Here is a 15,662-nt window from a genome sequence, read left to right as displayed (position 1 = left end):
GGCCGGACAGTTAGGCGGCGTAGCTGTTGCAGCCCCACCTGTTGAAATTCTTCACCCGCGGACATTTGCTGACCTTGGTGATCCACAGGTCGAAAATGCGCGGTTCGCGCAGGCAGGCGAAATAGCCGATGCCATGCATGATGGCGGCGGCGGGCAAGGCCAGCCAGCTGCCGGTTATCAGGAACACTTCGGTCGTGACCGCAGCGTTAATGATGAAATAATTGTAGGTCACACCGCCGAACATTTGCGGGCGGGTGAGGGCGCGGTGCACCGGGTGGCGGATCAGCTGGTCCATCCCCTAGCCCCCGGCGGCGCCCTGAATGCCCGCCACGATCGACGCGGCTCCGAACAGGATGAAGGTGCCGATGATCACAGTCGCGCCAAAGCGCCAGTTGAGCCGGCCCGTTAGCATCATGAAGCCGACCGCGGCCACGGCCATGACGGCAACAGCCGTTGCAACATTGCCCAGCAAAGTGCCCTGCAGCCAAGTCAGCGCGTTGACGATCGGGCCCGAGCCAGCGGGATCGGCCTGCTGCACCTGAGCGATTGCGGCTGCGGGAGTAACAAACGCGGCGGCGGCCACGCTGCGGAAAAACGAACGCATAGAACTAATTATCCTGCCTGGAATGGTTGGAAAGCCGGCCCATGATGGCGGCCACATATTGCTGTGTCTCGCGGATACGGGGAATGCCGCCCGCGCGGATTACGCGGCCCGGGCCTGCATTATAGGCGGCGAGCGCCTTCTCCAGATCGCCATCGAACCGGTCGAGTTGCTCGCGCAGATAGCGCGCCCCGCCTTCGAGATTTTGGAACGGGTCGTTCGGATCGACGCCGAGATCGCGCGCCGTGCCGGGCATCAATTGCGCAAGGCCGCGCGCCCCGACGGGCGAAACGGCGGTCGGGCGCCAGCGGCTTTCCTGCCAGACCAGCGCTTCGATCAGGCTGGGGCTCAGATCGAACCGCTGGGAAAGCTCTGCAACTTTCGCCGCATAGGCTTCGGGCACCATGCGGGCGTGCTGGCTCTGGTCGGAGGTGGCGTGCAGGGGAACGGCAGCGGCGGCATCACCGACTTCCACCGGCGCTGTTGGCAGAGAGGCTGCCAACAAACCGCGTGCGCCATCCTGTGTGCCGCCGGCAATCCAGCGCGCACCCTCGTCGTCAATTTCCATCACGTCCGCACTAGCCGGTGCGGCGAAGGAAAGCAGACCGGCCAACATGGCTGCACGCTTTCCGATGCGTAGAATCATTACGCCCTCCGTCCGTCGCCCAATGGCTACATTAAATGACAGGAGAGTGACAGGGCGCACTGTCATTGCAGGTTCGGGCTGCGACCGGCGCAATCCTTTGAAAACAAAAAAGCCCGCCGATCAATGACCGGCGGGCCTGAATTTCTTGTGGGCCTTGCTGCGAGGGCCGCCAGGGCCGTCAGCAGGGCCGTCAACCTAGTCACGCGCGGCGATGGACTGCGCGCGGAGTTCCCCGCGATCAAGCTGGCGCAGACCCTGACGGGCGAGGTCCGCCGGGTAAACCCAGCGTCCGTCCGTGGTTTCTAGAGTGTAGTCGACCTTCATCTTGCGGACGGCCAGAAACAGGGCGCGGGCTTCTTCATCGCGGCCGGCGCGGGCGAGCGCGACGGCTTGGTTGAGCATGTCAGCCGGGTCCACCTGCTGCTGCTGGGCGGGTTCCGCCGCCAGAGCGCTGGCCGGCGCGGCAGCGCCAAGAACTGCGAGCGAAAGTGCGAATGCGGCAATCTTCATATCTCATCCCTCCGGTGTCACAAAGATGTAACATAAGTGTCATGGAGGTGCAATAAATCTGTCATTTTCCGGATTTTGCGTGCCGCCCGGTGTGGCTGTCACAAATCCGAAACGGACCAACAAAAACCGTCACACAAGGCCCCTAGATGGCGAGTCGCGATCACGAATTCGCATTCGTTTCTTCCCGGATACCGAGGGGTCTATCCAAGTGAACAAATCCATCAAAATGCTCGCAATTTCCTGTAGCGCGCTCGCTTTGACAGCCTGCGGCGGAGACGAAATCGTCTCGCCCGGCACCGGCGGCAACGTCACGATCAACAACAATACGCCCGCACCCACGCCGGCACCCACTCCGACGCCGACGCCGACCGGCGTGACGCCTGCGGCAGGCTGCCCGACGATCTCCGACCCGCAAGGCCTAACCGACAGCGGAACCATCACCGGCCCGACCGGCGAATACCGGGTCTGCACCCTGCCGAGCCAGTTCGACGTGTCCTCCACTCTGCGCCAAGTCGACGGCCTGCTCTATCGTCTGGACGGGCAAGTCGATGTGGGAGCCGATGGCGGACCAGCTCCGGATGCGTCCGATGGCGCGGACGATACCGACGTGACCCTGACGATCGAGCCGGGCGTCATCATCTACGCCGCCGGTTCCTCGTTCCTGAACATCAACCGCGGCAACATGATCAACGCGGCCGGCACTGCCAGCGCACCGATCATCTTCACCAGCCAGGACAACGTCCTTGGCCTCAACGATGCCAACTCGTCGGGCCAGTGGGGCGGGGTGATCCTGAACGGACGCGCGCCGGTTACCGATTGCGAAGCCCCCGGTGCTACGCCCGGAACCGTCGATTGCGAACGCCTGACCGAAGGGGCCACCACGCCTCCGCGTTATGGCGGCGCGACGCCGGACGACAATTCGGGCACCATGTCCTACATCCAGATCCGCTATTCGGGCTTTATCCTTTCCAACGGTGACGAGCTGCAATCGCTCACCACCGGCGGCGTGGGCAATGGCACTACGTTCAACAACATCATGAGCTACAACAGCTCGGATGACGGCGTCGAATTCTTCGGCGGCGAAGTGAATGTGAACCGTCTGGTTGTGGTCGGCGCCGAAGACGACTCGCTCGACACCGACACCGGCGTTCAGGCCAATCTGTTCGAAGTGATCGCGGTCCAGCGCCCGGGTGCCGGCGACACGATCCTCGAAGGCGATTCGAACAACTCGGTCAGCGACGATACGCCGCGCCAGCAGACGAACATCGTCAATGCCACCTTCCTGGCCAATGGGGTGGAGCAGGATCAGGTCCTGCGCCTGCGTGGTGAAGCGGACTTCAGCATCGCCAACACCGTGATCGTGGACCAGACGGGCAACACCCCGTGTATCCGTATCGACTTGCCCGGCACGCTGGCAGCAGCCGGCTCGCAGGCCGATGAAAACGGTCCGCCGACCTTCGACTCGGTCGTGCTCGATTGCGCCACCGACTTCCGTGACGGCAGCGATGGTGTCACCGCAGCGCAGGCGCAGGCCGCGTTCGACGCCGGGAGCAACAATGACGCCGGTTTCACCAACACGCTGCTGACGCTGGGCGGGGCTCCGTTCATCAACGGCACCAACGAGAACGGCGTTGCCGCTTTTGATCCCACGGCTCTGTCCACCTTCTTCACGACCCTCGGCTATATCGGCGCTGTGCCCGATCAGGCGTCGAACTGGGCAGAGGGCTGGACCTGTAACTCGGCCACGATCACGCTGGGTTCGGCCAACACCGGCGCATGCGAGAGCCTTCCGATCTGATCGCCAGTGATTGCAGGGCGGCGCACCGGGCACACCCGGCGCGCCGCCCTGTCATCCATTTTCAATACGCAATTGATGTGCCGCTGACTGTCGCGGCGGGCCGCACTTTCGGAAAGACGGGAGGAAGCGGCCAAATTACAAAGGGATCGACGATCATGACGACGAGCATGAGCCCCGCAAAGAAGCTTGCCAGCCTTTTGCTCCTCTCTACCGCTTTGAGCCTGCCCGTCGCGGCGCAGGCCCAGAATGCCGATCCTGAAGCAGCGTCTGATCCGGCGTCCGATCCGGCATCCGATCCGGCCCCCACCCCCGAAGCCGAGCCTGAAGAGCCCGATGTTTCCATTCCCGGCGGCGTGATCGTCGTCACCGGACGCCGTGGCCCGCGCGATGTGTCGCGCAGCTCCAGCCAGGTCGTCTCGGTCCTGTCTGCGGAAGACATTGCCCGCACCGGTGAAGGCGATATCGCAGGCGCACTCAGCCGCGTCACCGGCCTGTCCGACAATGGCGACGGGCGGGTGTTCGTACGCGGCCTCGGCGATCGCTACTCGCTCGCGCTGCTCAACGGTCTGCCGCTGCCATCGCCGCAGCCGCTCAGCCGGGTTGTGCCGCTGGATATTTTCCCCACCGGCATCGTCGCATCTAGCCTCGTACAGAAAACCTATTCCGCCAACTTCCCCGGTGAGTTTGGCGGCGGTGTGATCAACCTGACCACCCGCGCAGTGCCCGACGAGACCTTCGTCGAACTGAGCGCCGGGACCAGCATGGACAGCGTCACCACCTTCTCCCCCAGCGTCCAGCATTACGGCTCGGACTATGACTGGTTCGGCTTCGATGACGGTCGCCGGGATGTGCCGGGCGCGCTCGCTGATTTCTTCGCCGGTGACAGCCAGTTGTCCGATCTCGACGCGGCGGCCCAGCAGACCATCGCGAAAGACCTCATCTCGCCCAATTTGATCGTGTTGCAGAGCGTGGATGCGCGCCCGAACTTCTCCGGCGGGATTACTGCGGGCACCAACATCTTCCTCGGCGGCGATACCGAGCTTGGCATTATTGCCACGGCCAATCTGTCGAACTCGCTGACGACGCGCATTGTTACCTCGCAGACCCCGGACAGCCTCGATCTCAATCTGCGCACCGATTTTGAGAATTTCACCACCAACAACAAGATTCTGTTCAACACCTTGCTGGGTTTCGGCCTGGAAACAGGCGAGCACAAATTCCGCTGGACCAACCTGTATATCCGCGACACGCTCAAGCAGTCGGTTCTGGGGCAGGGCGAGGACATCCAGAACGGCGACAGCGAAGTGCAGCAATCGACCGGCTGGTTCGAACGCCAGCTGATCGACAGCCAGTTCGTCGGCGAAATGGAGTTCGGCGATCTGAGCGTCGATCTGCGCGGCGGATACGCCCAGACGGACCGCGAAGCGCCCTACGAATACGAGTTCGAATATGTCCGCACGAACAATGCGAACGACCCGTTCGGCGATCAATTTGTCAATCCGCTCAACCGGATTCGCGGGGATCTGGCCAGCGTCGCCTTTTCCGACCTGACCGAGAGATTATGGTTTGGCGGGATCGATCTGTCCTATCAGTTCTCCGATCTGGCTCTGCTGACATTCGGCTATGCCTATACCGACACGGACCGCCGCAGCACCCGGCGCGAGTTCATCTTCGATTCCGATTCCAGTTTCCCGACCGGTGTCGGCCTGCTGCGCCCCGATCTGCTGCTGGGGGATGCCATCATCGAGGCCTTCGATGTGCGTCTGTTCGAAACCACCCAGACCTTCCCCGAATTCCAGGCCGATCTGGAAATCAATGCGGGATACGCGAAGACGATTCTGACGCCCGCCAATGGCCTGACCATCGATCTGGGTGTGCGGTATGAAGACGCTGTCCAGTCGGTCACGCCGGTGCAGATCTTCACCAACCAGCAAAATCTGGATGCGGTGACCAATCTGGCCAATGATTACTGGCTGCCTGCAGGCACGATCACCTATGAATTCGACAACGGGCTGCAGATCCGCGCCAGCGGTTCGAAAACCATCGCCCGTCCGCAATTCCGCGAGCTGATCTTCCAGCCCTTCACCGATCCGGAATCGAACCGGCAATTTGTCGGCAACCCCGCCTTGCAGGACAGCGAGCTGCTGAACTTTGAAGCGCGCGCGGAATATTACTTCGCAAACAGCAGCCGCGCATCGCTCGCCGGCTTCTACAAGAAGATCGACAACCCGATCGAGCCGTTCTCCAGCTTTACCGACAACAGCCAGATCACCCAGTTCGCCAATGCGCCCACCGCCACCCTGTGGGGCGCGGAGCTGGAGACGCAGTGGAACAAGGATCTGTATGACTGGGGCGGCTGGTTCGAGACCAAGCAATTGGTTCTGGTGGCCAACTACACCTACACCCAGTCCGAATTGAAGGTCGATCCGGCGGACGAAACCTTCACCTTCACCCCCGGCGTGGGCGGCGTTCCGCGCCCGGCTTCCGGCTTCTTCGTCGACGGTGCCCCGCTCACCGGCCAGTCGGACCATCTGGTCAATGTCCAGTTCGGCATCGAAGATATCGACAAGCTGCAGCAGCTCACCCTGCTCCTGTCCTATGCCAGCGAGCGTGTGACCAGCCGTGGTTCGGGCGGATTGCCCGATATCGTGGAGGACCCGGGTCTGACCATCGATCTGGTCGGCCGCAGCGAAGTGAACCTGTTCGGACAGCCGTTTGAAGTGAAGATCGAGGCACGCAATCTGACGGGCCGCGACAATTTCGAATTCCAGTCGAACGGAACCAACCGGATCGAAATCAACTCCTATCAGGTGGGCCGGACATTCTCGCTGGGCGTTTCGACCGAGTTCTGACCGGCTGAAAATCACCGGCTCACGGCGATTCGAACGCCCTGTCGATGGTTCATTGGCATCAATCACGCTTGTGACGGCGTGAAAACGTGCCAATGAAGGCGGAACTGCGCCTCCGGAAAGGGGGCAGGTTTCGCCGAGGACAACCATGACCGACCAGAAGCTCGATCCCGCAATGCATGTCCGCCAATTGGGCGAACGCGCCAAAGCCGCGTCGCGCCAGCTGGTCGGGGCGTCCACCGAGGCTAAGAACACCGCTCTTGAGGAAGCGGCCAAGGCTTTGCGTGCGGCGACCGGCGATCTGGTTGCCGCCAATGCAAAAGATGTCGAGAGCGTGCGCGGCTCCAAGCCGGATTCTTTCATCGATCGCCTGATGCTCGACGAAAGCCGGATCGAGAGCATGGCCGCAGCGCTGGAGCAAATCGCCCGGCTGCCCGATCCGGTTGGCCGCACGCTCGCGACATTCGAACGGCCCAATGGCCTGACTATCGAGCGTGTTGCCGTGCCCATCGGCGTCATCGGGATGATTTACGAATCGCGGCCCAATGTCGGTGCCGATGCCAGCGCGCTCTGCCTCAAATCGGGCAACGCGGTGATCCTGCGCGGAGGCTCGGAAAGCCGGTATTCGACGCGAACCATCGTTGAATGCATGCGCGCAGGACTAAAGGCAGCGGGACTGCCCGAAGACGCCGTGCAAAGCGTTCAGACGACGGCGCGCGAAGCTGTGGCGGAGATATTGCAGGCCGTGGACACGGTCGATCTGGTCATCCCGCGCGGCGGGCGCGGGCTGGTCGAGCTGGTTCGCGATCAGGCAAGGGTGCCGACGCTGCTGCATCTCGACGGCAATTGCCACAGCTACATTCACGAGGCGGCGGATCTGGCAAAGTCCGTTGCCATCGTGCGCAACGCCAAATTGCGCCGGACCGGCATTTGCGGCGCAACCGAGAGCATCGTAATCGATCAGGCCATCGCCGAACAGGCGATTCCCGCTCTGCTCGACGCCATGCCCGATTGCGAATTTCGCGGGGATGTTCTCTCTGCCGGGATCGACGCGCGTGTCCTCCCGGCGAGCGAGGAAGATTTCGGCACCGAATATCTCGACGCCATTGCTTCGATAAAAGTGGTCGAGGGCCTCGCCGAAGCAATCGATTTCGTCGCCGAGCATTCGTCCGGCCACACCGACGCCATCCTGACCGAAGACTCTGGCGCGGCCAGAGCCTTCCTGACTGACATCGACAGCGCGGTGGTGATGCACAATGCCTCCACCCAATTCTCCGACGGTGGCGAATTCGGCATGGGCGCCGAAATCGGCATCGCCACCGGTAAGATGCATGCGCGCGGCCCGGTCGGCCTCGAGCAGCTCACCAGTTTCAAATATATCGTCCTGGGCGACGGACAAACGCGCCCCTAAAGCGGCGCTTCGCGAACCGGTGATTTGCGATGGGTATTCAGGGGGAAATGGCGGAGACGGAGGGATTCGAACCCTCGATACCCGTTAAAGAGTATGGTTCCTTAGCAGGGAACTGGTTTCAGCCACTCACCCACGTCTCCGCATCGCCAATGTGGCGAGCGGGCGGGCTATAGCGGGCAGGCATTGCGCCCGCAAGCACAGTATCGGGCCCTTGCAAAACTGCCCGCATTCCGGCGTTTTCGACTCGTTTCGCCGTATTTTGGATTCGTTTCGCCGCGCGTTCATTGCCGCTTCACCTGCAAAGGATTCTCTATGGAGCCCGATGAGGCAGGTTCGCCGCCATCCGCGCTGTGCTGGCGCAGCTGCAAGGGACGGGATGAGAAATGACTGACATGTTCGGCAAATGGCGCAAAACCCTGCTGGCGATTGGCGCGGGCGTTGTTCTGGTATCCGCCCCGCTCAGCGCGCAGGGCGTGGAAACAATCGATCCCAGCGCGGGCTTCGGCTCCGGCATTGACGCCGATCTGGGCGAGCAGCCCGGCGACACGCCTGTTTATGCCGACGAGCAGGTGATCACAGACCCGGCCGATGCCGGTGCGCAGGCCGGGGTCGCTGTGGCGCAAGCTGCGGCACCCGATGATGGCGCGGAAGTCGCCTATCAATGGTCGGACCCGGCGATGTCGTCTGACGGAGCGATCGCGGGTGAACCGGGCGCAGCGGGGCAGGTCGCCGAAGCGTCGGCCACCACCTACAAGCAAGACGACCTGATCGGCGCGGCGCAAGGCGTTTTTGGCGAAGGCGCGGAAGGCGTGGCCAAGATGATTCAGGACCTGCTCGCCGAGCAGGGTGAGCCCAATGGCTATATCGTCGGGCGCGAAGCGGGCGGAGCGTTCATTGTTGGCGCGCGCTACGGCTCGGGCACGCTCTATCACAAGGTCGAGGGCGAGCGCCCGGTCTACTGGACCGGCCCCTCCATCGGGTTTGACGCCGGAGCCAATGCCGGCAACACCTTCGTTCTGGTCTACAATTTGTATGACACAGAGCAGCTTTATGAGCGCTTTCCTGCGGGAGAAGGCCAGGCCTATGTCCTTGGCGGGATGACGGCGAGCTATCTGCGCAAGGGCGATACCGTGCTGATCCCGATACGTGTCGGGGCCGGTCTGCGCCTCGGCGTCAATGCCGGTTACATGAAGTTTTCCAAGAAGCAGCGCTGGCTGCCCTTCTAGTCGCCAAAGAAGAGCTACGGCAAAGCCGGGCCTTCTGAACACATACAGGCTTGCGGGCGCACCGGCGGCGCGGCAAAGGCTGTGGCCATGCTGGACCAACTCGAAGCCCAATCGCCCGATGCGCTGCTTGCGCTAATCAAGATGTACGCCGCCGACGAGCGGGCGGACAAGATCGACCTTGGTGTCGGCGTTTACCGCACCGATGACGGGGTGACGCCGGTGTTCCGCTCGATCAAGCAGGCCGAGCAGCGGCTGCTCGATACGCAGGACAGCAAGAGCTATCTCGGCCCCGAAGGCGACACCGGCTTTGTCAGCGGGCTGATGCCTTATATTTTTGGCAGCGACGATCCCGATATGGGCGGCCGCATCGGCGGGATGCAGACCCCCGGCGGGACCGGTGCGGTGCGGCTGGCGGTATCGCTGGCCAAGCAGGCGGGTGCGCGGCGCGTGCATATGGGTTCGCCCAGCTGGCCCAACCATGTCCAGATCCTCGGCGATGTTGGAATCGAGCCGGTTCTGTTCGACCATGCGAACCCTGACGGCAGCGCGAATATCGATGCGCTCATCGCCGCAATCGAGAGCGCCGAGCCGACCGACGTCGTGCTGCTCCACGCCTGCTGCCACAACCCGACCGGCGTCGATTATACGCAGGAAGAGTGGGAGCGGATTGCCGCTGCACTGGCCGCCAATGGCGTACTCCCGATCATCGACAGCGCCTATCACGGGCTGGGCGAGGGGATGGAGGAAGACGTTGCCGGTATGCGCACCGCTCTGGCTGCGGTTCCCGAGGCGCTGATCGCCTATAGCTGCGACAAGAATTTCGGCATGTACCGCGACCGTGTGGGCGCGTTCTATGTAATGGCGCAGGATGGCGGCCAGCTGGACGCGATCATGTCCAACGCCAACGCGCTGGCCCGCGCAAACTGGTCCATGCCGCCCGATCATGGCGGGGCTGCCATTCGCCTCATCCTGAGCGATCCCGCGCTGGTGCAGGACTGGCAGGACGAGCTGACCGATATGCGGGCGCGGCTTCGCTGGGTGCGCGAGACATTGGCCGCTGCCGACAACCGGGTGCCCGGCCTCGATCTCGCGCCTCTGTCCAGGCAGAATGGCCTGTTCGCTATCCTGAAGCTCGACAAGGACCAGATCGCTGCCCTGCGGGCGGACCACGGCATCTACATGGCCGGTTCGGGCCGGATCAACGCGGCGGGCCTCACCAGCGGCAATATCGAAAAGTTCATCGGCGCTCTGGCGGATGTGACCTCCGCCTGAGCTATGCTGGACCGGCAGCCCACCCTCGAGACCGAGCGGCTGGTGCTGCGGCCCCTGACCGAGGCCGACCGCGAGGCGCTGTTCGCCATCGCGTCGGACCCGATGGTGTGGGAACAGCATCCGATCCATGACCGCTGGCGGCGCGAGGTGTTCGATCCGTTCTTCGATGAAGGGCTGGCGAGCGGCGGCGCGCTGACGGTAGTGCGCCGGGGCGATGAGGAGCGGGACGAGCAGATCATCGGCTCCACCCGCTACGACCGGTATGATCCTGAGGATGGAGGCTCTGTCGAAATTGGCTGGACCTATCTAGCCCGCAGCCATTGGGGGAAGGGCACCAACCCCGAAATGAAGCGCGCCATGCTGTCCCATGCTTTTGAACATGTCGCCGAAGTCCGCTTCCGCGTGGGCGACACCAATTACCGCTCCCGCAACGCGCTGGAAGCCATCGGCGCGGTGCGCACAGAGCATTACGATCTGGACCGCTATCAGGGCCGCCGCGTGGTCCACCTGACCTACGCTATCGGGCGCGAAGATTTCGCGACAGGGCCGCTGGCTAGCGAGGCGGGCGGGTCCAGCTAGCGCCGGGCGAGGCGATAAAGCGCGCCGTTCATTGCCGCCGGGCGCAGTTTCGGGCGCCTAGTCCCCTTCGTACAGGAAGAGCTCGCTCAGCGTGTAATATCCGGACATTTTCGTTGTCATGAAAACTTCTGCCGGCTCGAAACCGCTTTCTACGGAAACAACCGCATCCTCGCCCACCCGTTCATGGACGGTGGCGCCGAGACCCAGCAATTCCATCGGAATAGGAAACACTGCAGGGGCGCAGCCATACGGCTCGATCGGCTCGTCGACGCAATTGCGAGACATAAGGTTCATTCGCTTGGCCGTCCCCACTTCATAAAAGAAACTTACCGCCGTTTCCGACTGGATTTGGCCTTGCAAGCCACCTTGGAACAGATTTCCGGCGTCCAGAAACCGACCGAAATTGACGCTGAGGATAGGCGCATCATTCAGGTCTTCCGCCGGAGCACTGGAAAGCGCAACCGGTTGGATATCCTTAAGCTTGGAGGGGCGAACCGATCCCGCCAAAACATACCAGTAGTGGCTGTCCCGCCCCTTCGCGAAGTGGCTATCGAAGTTTCCATCGGAATCCTTGTCGACAAGGCAGAGGTGTTTCTTGCCTGCCAGCGTTTCATCGTTCTGCTTATGAACATTGCAGGCCATCGGCAGATCGGACCGCAGTGCGGCGAATTGCGTCCCTTCTTTCGCCAATATCTTGCCGCCGGGAAGCGTGATGTCGCTGTCTGCCACGAGCAATTGTGTGGGCAGAAGCCGGGTCTGCGCCAGTTCGGATAACTTGGAATAGGAAGCCGCCTCTTTCTGCTCGTCGCTGGATTCCACCATCCAGGTGAGGCGGTATTCGATCTTCTCTTGCGCACTCGTGGCTGCCGGGACGAGTATCGACAAGGCTGCCAACAGCCTGAAACAATGCGCTTTTAAAAACATAAGACCTCTACCTTCGCTTGAGCATCAGGTATAGATTTGTTCCTGATAATTCAAGCACATGGTTCATGGCCGGATCCCCTTTGCACCGGGTGAAGCCGCTCACCTTTCTCCATTCGCTGAGAGCGCAAAACCGTCCGCCACCAATCCTGCGCAAATCTTCCCAACCCCCTCAACCTCGGCTAGCCCTGCCAGCATAGCGGGCCGTGCAATGGCTCCGGGGGATAGGGAAATACCATGGCACCATCAGTGACAGTGACAATCGGACGGGTTCTTCTGGGGCTCTATTTTCTGGTGCCAGGGCTCAGCAAGGTTGCCGGGTCCGCGGATACGCTGGCCTATATGCAGGGGCACGGCATTCCCTTTGCCGAGCCGCTGCTGTGGTTTTCCGCCGTGGTGAATATCATAGGAGGGCTGTTCCTTATTCTGGGGCGGCACGTGAAATTCGTCGCCTACGGGTTTGTGGTCTACATTCTGCTGGTCAATGTCCTGCTGCACGATTTCTGGACCATGGAAGGCGACATCGTGGCACGCGAGACGCAGAACTTCGTCAAGAATCTGGGCATTCTGGCGGGCCTGCTGGTGCTTGCGGGAAGCTCCGCCGCGCGCAAGATCACGCCAACGGGATGGTGGCGCAGCGACGGCGCAATGCTGCGGGATCAGGCGTAGGATTACCCGCGCAGGCTTTCCATCCGTTTCAGATACCGCGCCAGCACGTCGATCTCCAGATTGACGCTGTCGCCTGCTGTCAGCGCACCCAGCGTCGTTACCTCACCGGTGTGGGGAATGATGTTGAGGCCGAAAACGAACCGGCCGTCGGGCTCGTCCTCCACTGCGTTCACCGTCAGCGAGACGCCGTCCACGGTGATCGAGCCTTTCTCGGCCACGAAGGGAGCGATGTCGGCAGGCGCGCGGATATCCAGCCGCCATGATCCGCCCTCCTGCTCCATGCGGACCACTTCGCCAACCGCATCGACATGGCCGGTCACCAGATGGCCGCCCAGCTCGTCGCCCAGTTTGAGCGCCTGTTCGAGGTTGAGCTTGCGGCCCTTGGTCCATTGGTCCTTCGCCGTGCAGCTGACGGTTTCGCCCGACACATCGACTGCGAACCATGCGTCCCCTTCGCTGCCGCCACGTTCCACCACCGTCAGGCACACGCCGGAGCAGGCGATGGATGCGCCGATGGCCATGCTGTCGGGCGCATAGGGGCAGGCGATGCGGATATGCAGATCGCCGCGTTCTTCCACGCTTTCGATATGGCCGATGGCGGTAATGATGCCGGTGAACATGTGTACTTCGGTCCTGTTGTCCTGCTCCCCTCCCTCGAGGGAGGGGCCGGGGGTGGGTGTTCGGCGCTTATCGCCAGTGCTGTACCCCCACCCCTAACCCCTCCCCAAGGGGAGGGGAACCTTGGTGAAGCGCCGGCGTGTCAAGCGCGCATCCTTTCGAACGCTTCGTAGCTGTCGCTGCCAAGCTGGCGGCGCTCGGCGAGCGTCCACCGGCCATGTGCATCGCCCAGCGCCTCCAGGCCGATATCGCCCACGCCCTGTTTCCCGCCGCCGATGATGATGGGCGCTCGATAGATTTCCAGCCTGTCGACAAGGTCTGCGGAGAGGAAGCTGGCGGCGGTTTGCGCACCCGCCTCGACATAAAGATATTGCGCATCCAGTTCGGCGATGCGCTCGGGCGTGTTGATGACCTTCACCCCGTCAGGCGGGATGCCGCGCGTCAGCAAGATGCGCGCAGGCGAGCGATTCTCCAGCCCGGGCAAGCGCACATCCAGCCGCGGTTTGTCGGCTCGCCACGTGCCACCGCCGACCAGAATGGCATCGGCGAGCGCACGGCGCGAATGGACATGGGCGCGCGCGGCATGGCTGGTGATCCACTGGCTTTCGCCATTGGCCATCGCAATGCATCCATCGAGCGAGAGTGCGAGTTTGAGGGTCACATGCGGGCGGCCCAACTGCGCCCGCGTCAGATAGCCTGCAAGGCTGGCAGCGCTGGCAGCACAGTCGGTTTGAACGACTTCGACCCCGGCATTGCGCAGGGCTAGCGCGCCCTTGCCCGCGGTGCGCGGGTCGGGATCGCTCTGGCCGATAATGACCCGCGCGGGCTTCGCTTCGCCAAGCAACGCTGCGCAGGATGGTCCGCGCTCGGACTGGTGCGCGCAAGGCTCCAGCGTGACGAAGACATCCGCGCCTTTTGCGGCATCACCGGCCTGTTCGAGCGCCACCGCCTCGGCATGGGGACGCCCGCCGGCCTGCGTCCAGCCGCGCCCGATGACGCGGCCTTCCTTGGTAATGATGCACCCGACGCTAGGATTGGGGAAGCTGGCGGGGCGGCCCCGCGCAGACAGGCGCGCGGCAGCCGCGAGCCAGTGCAAATCGCCCGCAGTGCTCACTCGGCCTGCTGCGTCCCGGCGGTTGGCTCGGCCGCAGTTTCGCCGTCGTCCGGATCGGCGACATTGTCCATCCACCGCTCGATCCGAGCTTTCTCGGCAGCTTCGGCGGCGGCACGGTCGGCTTCGGCTTCGGCCTCGATCTCATCGACATCCATGCCCGATGCGCGGCCCAGCGTGCGGTAGAGCTCGCGCTTGCGCTCCTCGCGCTGGGCGATCAGCGCGGCGACCTCGTCCTTGCGGGCCTGATTTTCCGCATTGGCCGCGCGGATTTCCTCGATCGTTCTGTTGGGCGCGAAGCTGGTGATGTAAGTCACTTCCGGTTTCACCGGCGGGCCGACCACGCGTTCCTGCGTGAACATATAGACCAGCGAACCGCTCACCGCACAGGAAATCAGCAGGATCGGGATACGATAGGGCTGGGGCCTGCGGAACTCGTTCCAGAAATCGGCCACAGCCGGAGCCGGATTGAAGCGCGAGATAAAAGCCATGGGCACAAGATAGGCGCTCATGTCGCGCTGCGCCAGTGTTCTGAAGGTCAGGCTTCTGAAGGTCAGGGTGCCGGGGTCAGTTATACTCGACCGTAATCGGCACCCGGCCCCGCAAATCGCCGCCATCGCCAATCGTATCAGTGACCGCCAGCTTGCCCGTGAAAGTAAACTCCAGCGTGCCATTATTGTCGAGCCGGGGGACGACCGGCAGGCTGGTGGTGAATTCGCGCAGTTCCGCGATCCCGCCGCGCGGATCGCGCATGGTCACGCGCGTGGGCAGGGTGACCTGAACTTCGCTGTTCGGATTGCCGGTGACAGTCGCGCGGCCGACCATGGTGACGCCGCCGTAATCGTCGAGATTGCCGGCGGTGATTTTCTGCCCGCTTTCCAGATCGAGCAGAACGCTGGACTCTCCGCTGCCGAGCAGGATCAGGCGGCCGAAATTGATCTCGTTCTGGATGGTGAGTTCCGGCGGGCCCTGATTGCTGCCGCCATTGCCGTTTCCATTGCCGTTATTGCCGTTGCCATTGCCGCCGCCATTATTGCCCGACCCATCGCCACAGGCCTGGCCACTGCCATTGCCCGCTGTGCCATTGCCGCTGCCGCCGCCCACACCGTTGCCGCAGCCGGCCTCTTCCGGCCCGCCATCGCCATCATCGGCGCCGCCTCCGCCCGATCCATCGCCGCCGCCGTTATTGGAGCCGCCATTGCCATTGCCGTTGCCATTGTTTCCGCGCCCGTTTCCGCCTTTGGCTTGCGGTGCTTCGGCAGGCGCGCCAAGCCAGTCTTCCGGCATTGGCTCGCCGCGTTGCTGAATGGCGCAGCCAAGGCATTCCCGCTGCGCTTGCAACGCGGCGGGCGCAGCAAGCAGCGCCAATGGCAGCGCATAGTGCAGCGGGGTCAGCAGGGACAATCGGCGAAACATGGACCAATTATCGCCGAATAGGGTAAACCGAACCT

General features: G+C 62.8%; 16 protein-coding genes and 1 tRNA gene. 7 read left to right on the top strand and 10 right to left on the bottom strand.

Annotated features, from left to right (window positions below):
* Positions 1-10 precede the first annotated feature (10 nt).
* The 4 genes from ACFCW2_RS03200 to ACFCW2_RS03185 all read right to left on the bottom strand — a co-directional run bounded on the left by ACFCW2_RS03200 (position 11) and on the right by ACFCW2_RS03185 (position 1,757).
* Positions 11-295, bottom strand: coding sequence for a type IV secretion system protein VirB3 (locus ACFCW2_RS03200; RefSeq protein WP_379548140.1), 285 nt, complete (start codon positions 293-295; stop codon positions 11-13).
* Between the two features lie 3 nt (positions 296-298).
* Positions 299-604 carry a TrbC/VirB2 family protein gene (locus ACFCW2_RS03195; RefSeq protein WP_379548138.1) on the bottom strand — a complete coding sequence of 102 codons (306 nt, stop codon included), beginning with the start codon at positions 602-604 and terminating at the stop codon, positions 299-301.
* 4 nt (positions 605-608) lie between these two features.
* Positions 609-1,247, bottom strand: a complete 639-nt coding sequence (locus ACFCW2_RS03190; protein WP_379548136.1) for a lytic transglycosylase domain-containing protein — start codon at positions 1,245-1,247, stop codon at positions 609-611.
* 195 nt (positions 1,248-1,442) lie between these two features.
* Complete coding sequence (locus tag ACFCW2_RS03185) at positions 1,443-1,757, bottom strand: hypothetical protein (RefSeq protein ID WP_379548135.1); 315 nt, start codon at positions 1,755-1,757, stop codon at positions 1,443-1,445.
* A 208-nt stretch (positions 1,758-1,965) separates the two neighbouring features.
* Here ACFCW2_RS03185 and ACFCW2_RS03180 point away from each other — a divergent pair, with 208 nt between their 5' ends.
* The 3 genes from ACFCW2_RS03180 to ACFCW2_RS03170 all read left to right on the top strand — a co-directional run bounded on the left by ACFCW2_RS03180 (position 1,966) and on the right by ACFCW2_RS03170 (position 7,815).
* Positions 1,966-3,555 (top strand): hypothetical protein, encoded by a 1,590-nt coding sequence (locus ACFCW2_RS03180; protein WP_379548133.1) that lies wholly within the window; start codon positions 1,966-1,968, stop codon positions 3,553-3,555.
* A 167-nt stretch (positions 3,556-3,722) separates the two neighbouring features.
* Positions 3,723-6,407, top strand: coding sequence for a TonB-dependent receptor domain-containing protein (locus ACFCW2_RS03175; RefSeq protein WP_379548914.1), 2,685 nt, complete (start codon positions 3,723-3,725; stop codon positions 6,405-6,407).
* A 145-nt stretch (positions 6,408-6,552) separates the two neighbouring features.
* On the top strand, positions 6,553-7,815 hold the full coding sequence (locus tag ACFCW2_RS03170) for a glutamate-5-semialdehyde dehydrogenase (protein ID WP_379548131.1): 1,263 nt from the start codon (positions 6,553-6,555) through the stop codon (positions 7,813-7,815).
* Between the two features lie 48 nt (positions 7,816-7,863).
* Here the strand turns inward: ACFCW2_RS03170 and ACFCW2_RS03165 are convergent.
* Positions 7,864-7,955, bottom strand: a tRNA-Ser gene (locus ACFCW2_RS03165).
* A gap of 252 nt (positions 7,956-8,207) precedes the next feature.
* Here ACFCW2_RS03165 and ACFCW2_RS03160 point away from each other — a divergent pair.
* From ACFCW2_RS03160 to ACFCW2_RS03150, 3 genes are all read left to right on the top strand, one after another.
* On the top strand, positions 8,208-9,041 hold the full coding sequence (locus tag ACFCW2_RS03160; protein WP_379548913.1) for a DUF1134 domain-containing protein: 834 nt from the start codon (positions 8,208-8,210) through the stop codon (positions 9,039-9,041).
* 87 nt (positions 9,042-9,128) lie between these two features.
* Complete coding sequence (locus tag ACFCW2_RS03155; protein ID WP_379548130.1) at positions 9,129-10,313, top strand: aromatic amino acid transaminase; 1,185 nt, start codon at positions 9,129-9,131, stop codon at positions 10,311-10,313.
* Between the two features lie 3 nt (positions 10,314-10,316).
* Positions 10,317-10,892, top strand: coding sequence for a GNAT family N-acetyltransferase (locus ACFCW2_RS03150; RefSeq protein ID WP_379548129.1), 576 nt, complete (start codon positions 10,317-10,319; stop codon positions 10,890-10,892).
* A 57-nt stretch (positions 10,893-10,949) separates the two neighbouring features.
* On the opposite strand, the gene ACFCW2_RS03145 is transcribed toward ACFCW2_RS03150, so the two are convergent.
* Entirely contained in the window at positions 10,950-11,816 is an 867-nt protein-coding gene (locus ACFCW2_RS03145; RefSeq protein WP_379548128.1) for a hypothetical protein, read from the bottom strand.
* Between the two features lie 234 nt (positions 11,817-12,050).
* Here ACFCW2_RS03145 and ACFCW2_RS03140 point away from each other — a divergent pair, with 234 nt between their 5' ends.
* Positions 12,051-12,482 (top strand): DoxX family protein, encoded by a 432-nt coding sequence (locus ACFCW2_RS03140; protein ID WP_379548126.1) that lies wholly within the window; start codon positions 12,051-12,053, stop codon positions 12,480-12,482.
* A gap of 2 nt (positions 12,483-12,484) precedes the next feature.
* Here ACFCW2_RS03140 and ACFCW2_RS03135 read toward each other — a convergent pair whose 3' ends face one another.
* The 4 genes from ACFCW2_RS03135 to ACFCW2_RS03120 all read right to left on the bottom strand — a co-directional run bounded on the left by ACFCW2_RS03135 (position 12,485) and on the right by ACFCW2_RS03120 (position 15,627).
* Positions 12,485-13,102 carry a riboflavin synthase gene (locus ACFCW2_RS03135; RefSeq protein WP_379548124.1) on the bottom strand — a complete coding sequence of 206 codons (618 nt, stop codon included), beginning with the start codon at positions 13,100-13,102 and terminating at the stop codon, positions 12,485-12,487.
* 140 nt (positions 13,103-13,242) lie between these two features.
* Positions 13,243-14,214 (bottom strand): bifunctional diaminohydroxyphosphoribosylaminopyrimidine deaminase/5-amino-6-(5-phosphoribosylamino)uracil reductase RibD, encoded by a 972-nt coding sequence (gene ribD, locus ACFCW2_RS03130; RefSeq protein ID WP_379548122.1) that lies wholly within the window; start codon positions 14,212-14,214, stop codon positions 13,243-13,245.
* Positions 14,211-14,723: a hypothetical protein gene (locus ACFCW2_RS03125; RefSeq protein ID WP_379548121.1), complete on the bottom strand. Its 513-nt coding sequence runs from the start codon at positions 14,721-14,723 to the stop codon at positions 14,211-14,213. Before ACFCW2_RS03125 ends, ribD begins: the two co-directional genes overlap by 4 nt.
* Positions 14,724-14,778: 55 nt before the next feature.
* On the bottom strand, positions 14,779-15,627 hold the full coding sequence (locus tag ACFCW2_RS03120) for a DUF4402 domain-containing protein (RefSeq protein ID WP_379548119.1): 849 nt from the start codon (positions 15,625-15,627) through the stop codon (positions 14,779-14,781).
* Positions 15,628-15,662: the final 35 nt, after the last annotated feature.

The sequence above is a fragment of the Qipengyuania algicola genome (assembly GCF_042492175.1).
GTDB lineage: Bacteria > Pseudomonadota > Alphaproteobacteria > Sphingomonadales > Sphingomonadaceae > CAJXSN01.
Note: the sequence above shows the minus strand (reverse complement) of the source record. Positions and strands in the feature narration are given on the sequence as shown.